This window comes from Anaerosacchariphilus polymeriproducens (assembly GCF_003363435.1).
Lineage (GTDB): Bacteria > Bacillota > Clostridia > Lachnospirales > Lachnospiraceae > Anaerosacchariphilus > Anaerosacchariphilus polymeriproducens.
The window spans coordinates 1-3621 of record NZ_QRCT01000008.1; the positions used below are offsets into that span (position 1 = coordinate 1).

Here is a 3621-nt window from a genome sequence, read left to right on the forward strand (position 1 = left end):
GCCAAGAACGGAGATATGCCGACAGTATTTCACAGGAAAGACCGCTGTGAATGGTTGGTAACAATGACACTTGATGATTGGATGAAAATATACAAAGGGAGTGAGTTAAGTTGAATATTTTAGATTACATACCAGAAGGCAGAGAGAACGCTGTCACAAGGGAATATTTAGTTAATGCCACAGGAATGAGCGATAGAGAAGTAAGAAGGGAAATCCAAGAAGCCAGAGAAAGGACAGTTATTATCAACTTGTCAAATGGTAACGGCTATTTTATCCCAAACGCAAAAGATGATTCCTTACTACTTGCTTATGTCTTACAAGAGCGAAAAAGGGAGAAAAGCATAAGGACAAGTTTAAATGTAGCGGAAATGTTGTTAGAAAAGATTACAGGAGGTTTGAAATGGCATGAGTGAATATATATTAAACAAAAAAGTATATAAATGCAAACATTGCCAAGACACAGGATTTATTGAGATAGACAAAGAAAAAAGTATCTATGGTTACTGTATATGTCACCCATTAGTTTTGAGTGGTAGAGCGAAGCCAAGTAACCCATATTTAAGACCGTAAGAAAGAGGGTGATTGAATGGCTAAAAAGTACTATTGGCTCAAATTGAAAAATGATTTTTTCACTAGTAGACAAATGAAAAAACTTAGGAAAATAGCTGGTGGAGACATTTACACGATCATATATTTAAAATTGCAATTGTTAAGCTTACAAGATGAAGGACGCTTGTATTATGAAGGTGTAGAAAGTAATTTTTATGAAGAAATGGCATTGGAAATAGACGAAGAACCAGAAAATGTACAAGCCACTTTGATATTTTTACAAAATTGCGGATTGATTGAAATGTTAACCGAATCAGAGTATTTGTTAACAGAAGTTCCGATTGCCATTGGTTCAGAAACTGACATAGCTAAAAGAGTGCGTAAATCAAGGGAAAACAAGAAAAAAGCGTTACAATGTAACACCAATGAAACAAAATGTAACACAGAGATAGAGATAGAGAAAGAGATAGATATAGAGATAGAGACAGATATAGAGAGAGAGTCCGAGAGAGAAAAAACCAAAAACAATTATCAGCAGATAGCTGATATGTATAACAACACTTGCGTGTCGTTCCCTAGGCTTACGAAACTATCAGATACCAGAAAGAAATCAATAAAAGCAAGATTAAACACATATACGATTGGAGATTTTCAAAGGTTGTTTGAATTAGCTGAATCAAGTGACTTTTTGAAAGGCGGAAATAATCGCAATTGGATGGCTACATTTGATTGGTTGATAAAAGATTCAAATATGGCAAAAGTACTTGATGGAAATTATGAACAAAAACAGACAAATAAAACAGGACATAACAAAAAGCAAAGCACAACTGACTTTTACGAGGATATGCGCAAATGGGTAGAAGAAAAAGAAAACGGAAGTCAAGATTTTGGATTTTAGGAGGTTTATAACATGGATTATGTACAATTTGCGACAATATCAAGTGCAATAAAGGCAAGTTATCCAAGCGCAAACTTAATGCCCGACGATCAATCTAAGAGTGTTTGGTACACCATGTTAGCTGACTTAGATTATGATACTTGCTTAAACGCATTAAAGATACATATAAGCACAAATAAGTACCCTCCAACAATTGCAGACTTAAGAGAAAAGTGCTCATTGGTAAGCGAAGGAGAAATAGACGATTGGGGCAAGGGCTGGAAACAATTAGAGGATGCAATAAGATTCAAGGGGATGTACAGAGAAGATGAAGCATATGAGGAAATGGACGAGATAACACAACAAGTAGTCAAGCGGTTAGGATACAAGAATCTTTGTGTAAGCGAGAATGTAACAGCGGATAGGGCGAACTTTAGAATGATTTACGAGCAAATACAAGAGCGAAAGAAAAAGATGGATGTATTACCGAAGAATTTACAAGTGCAACTAGAGCAAAGCAAAAAAGCACAGATAGGAGTTGGAGAAAATGAAAGTATGCTCCATATGCGGAAAAGAGACTGCAAGATATGACACTATAAAAACCAAAAGAGGAACGGAGCTTTATATTTGTCCCAGATGTAAGGAAGAAAACAGGAGAGGAATGGTTGAAAAATGAAAATAGATGTTTGGAAAGATGGCAAAATGCTGTATGAAAATAAAGGGGCGAGAGAATTAGTCAACTTATTAGGTTATAGCCTTAAATCAATCAGAATGTGGGCGACAGGCGAAAGGATATGCTCAAAAGGTTACATCTTGAAGCCTAGCGAAATATATAGACCACAAAGGAGGATACCTCAAGCAGTACTTGACGAATGGGACGAAATATACAAAAATGCGCAGGTGCTCAAACAATGGGATTCAATGCATAAATATGCGAGGAGATAAAGAAAATGAAAGATAAAAAAGAACAGAAAATAGACAGGCTAAACAGAAACATTAAAGAAAAACTGACAAAAGACGAAATGTCTAAACAATGTGATATAAAGGCACTAGAAAAATTCAAGGAAAAGCCTTTTTATCTTAAAATCGATATTTAGTTAAGAAAGGGTGGGATACTGAATTGAATAAAAGACAGAAAAAGAAGATTATTAGAAATTATCATAGACAGTTTTGTCACGTCAGTTATTGGAATAAGAAAGATAAATATAGACAGAAATATTACAATTATCAATGCCCTAAATGTGGGTGGGATTCAATAGACGCTGACGAGGATATTGTATTGGGCAATATACTGTGGCAACAAGGTGGTTTTTATGATTATCAATTTGAAGTTGAGTATAAATGCCCTGTTTGTAATACAGTATTCTCGTATGTGGATGGAAATTAAAATGGATATTTAGTTAATTAAAAACGGAAAGGAGTAAAGAGGTTTTGGTCGACCGATAAAATGCATTTTACTCTAAGTACAAAAATGAAAATATTAGTAGCTTGCGAAGAAAGTCAAGCAGTAACAATAGAGTTAAGGAAATTAGGTCATGAAGCTTATAGTTGTGACATAGAACCATGCAGCGGAGGGCATACAGAATGGCATATACAACAAGATGTGGCATCATTAATTAATGGTAAATGTTATTTTTATACGACTGACGGAACATACCATGATACGGTTTCTATATGGAAATGGGATATGATTATAGCTTTTCCGCCGTGTACATATCTTACGAACGCGGGGGCAAGACATTTGTGGAAAAATCATGAACTTAATCAAGAACGGTATCAAAAAGGACTAGAAGCAAAAAAGTTTTTTATGAAGTTTTATAATGCTGATTGTGAAAGAATAGCAATTGAGAATCCAACAGCAAGCAAAATATATGAATTGCCAGATAAATCTCAGGTAATACAACCTTATCAATTTGGACACCCGTATACAAAGCGTACACAGTTATGGCTCAAAGGTTTACCCGATTTGATATCTACAAAAATAGTGGAGCCAGAAAGAACGTGGTGCCCATCAGGGTCTTATTCGAAAAAACATGACGAGAAGCACAGAGGGATGTTTACAACCGACAGAGCGAAAAATAGAAGCAAAACCTTCCCTGGGATAGCAAAGGCAATGGCAGAACAATGGGCAGGAAAAGCGGAATAAACGGATATTCAAGGAGTGAGTGAAAATGAGAGAGATAAAGTTTAGAGCA

The 3621-nt window shown here is 35.5% G+C and carries 7 protein-coding genes; all 7 read left to right on the forward strand.

Features of this window, described 5'->3' with window-relative positions:
- Positions 1–110 precede the first annotated feature (110 nt).
- The 7 genes from DWV06_RS01225 (at position 111) to DWV06_RS01250 (ending at position 3572) form a co-directional block, all read left to right on the forward strand.
- Complete coding sequence (locus DWV06_RS01225; protein ID WP_115480365.1) at positions 111–413, forward strand: hypothetical protein; 303 nt, start codon at positions 111–113, stop codon at positions 411–413.
- A 173-nt stretch (positions 414–586) separates the two neighbouring features.
- A complete protein-coding gene (locus DWV06_RS01230) occupies positions 587–1447 on the forward strand; it encodes a phage replisome organizer N-terminal domain-containing protein (protein WP_115480366.1) in 861 nt (286 codons plus the stop codon).
- Between the two features lie 12 nt (positions 1448–1459).
- Positions 1460–2017, forward strand: coding sequence for a replicative helicase loader/inhibitor (locus DWV06_RS01235; protein ID WP_115480367.1), 558 nt, complete (start codon positions 1460–1462; stop codon positions 2015–2017).
- Positions 2018–2098: 81 nt separating this feature from the next.
- Positions 2099–2371 (forward strand): hypothetical protein, encoded by a 273-nt coding sequence (locus tag DWV06_RS01240; protein ID WP_115480368.1) that lies wholly within the window; start codon positions 2099–2101, stop codon positions 2369–2371.
- A gap of 5 nt (positions 2372–2376) precedes the next feature.
- Positions 2377–2523: a hypothetical protein gene (locus DWV06_RS18300; protein ID WP_155522613.1), complete on the forward strand. Its 147-nt coding sequence runs from the start codon at positions 2377–2379 to the stop codon at positions 2521–2523.
- Positions 2524–2546: 23 nt separating this feature from the next.
- Complete coding sequence (locus tag DWV06_RS01245) at positions 2547–2813, forward strand: hypothetical protein (RefSeq protein ID WP_115480369.1); 267 nt, start codon at positions 2547–2549, stop codon at positions 2811–2813.
- Positions 2814–2897: 84 nt separating this feature from the next.
- On the forward strand, positions 2898–3572 hold the full coding sequence (locus DWV06_RS01250; RefSeq protein ID WP_115480370.1) for a DNA cytosine methyltransferase: 675 nt from the start codon (positions 2898–2900) through the stop codon (positions 3570–3572).
- Positions 3573–3621 lie beyond the last annotated feature (49 nt).

What these genes read in the sequence shown, in the direction of transcription:
- DWV06_RS18300 (WP_155522613.1), top strand. Translation starts at nt 2,377, where the DNA reads ATGAAAGATAAAAAAGAACAGAAAATAGACAGGCTAAACAGAAACATT.
- DWV06_RS01250 (WP_115480370.1), top strand. Translation starts at nt 2,898, where the DNA reads ATGAAAATATTAGTAGCTTGCGAAGAAAGTCAAGCAGTAACAATAGAG.
- DWV06_RS01235 (WP_115480367.1), top strand. Translation starts at nt 1,460, where the DNA reads ATGGATTATGTACAATTTGCGACAATATCAAGTGCAATAAAGGCAAGT.
- DWV06_RS01230 (WP_115480366.1), top strand. Translation starts at nt 587, where the DNA reads ATGGCTAAAAAGTACTATTGGCTCAAATTGAAAAATGATTTTTTCACT.
- DWV06_RS01240 (WP_115480368.1), top strand. Translation starts at nt 2,099, where the DNA reads ATGAAAATAGATGTTTGGAAAGATGGCAAAATGCTGTATGAAAATAAA.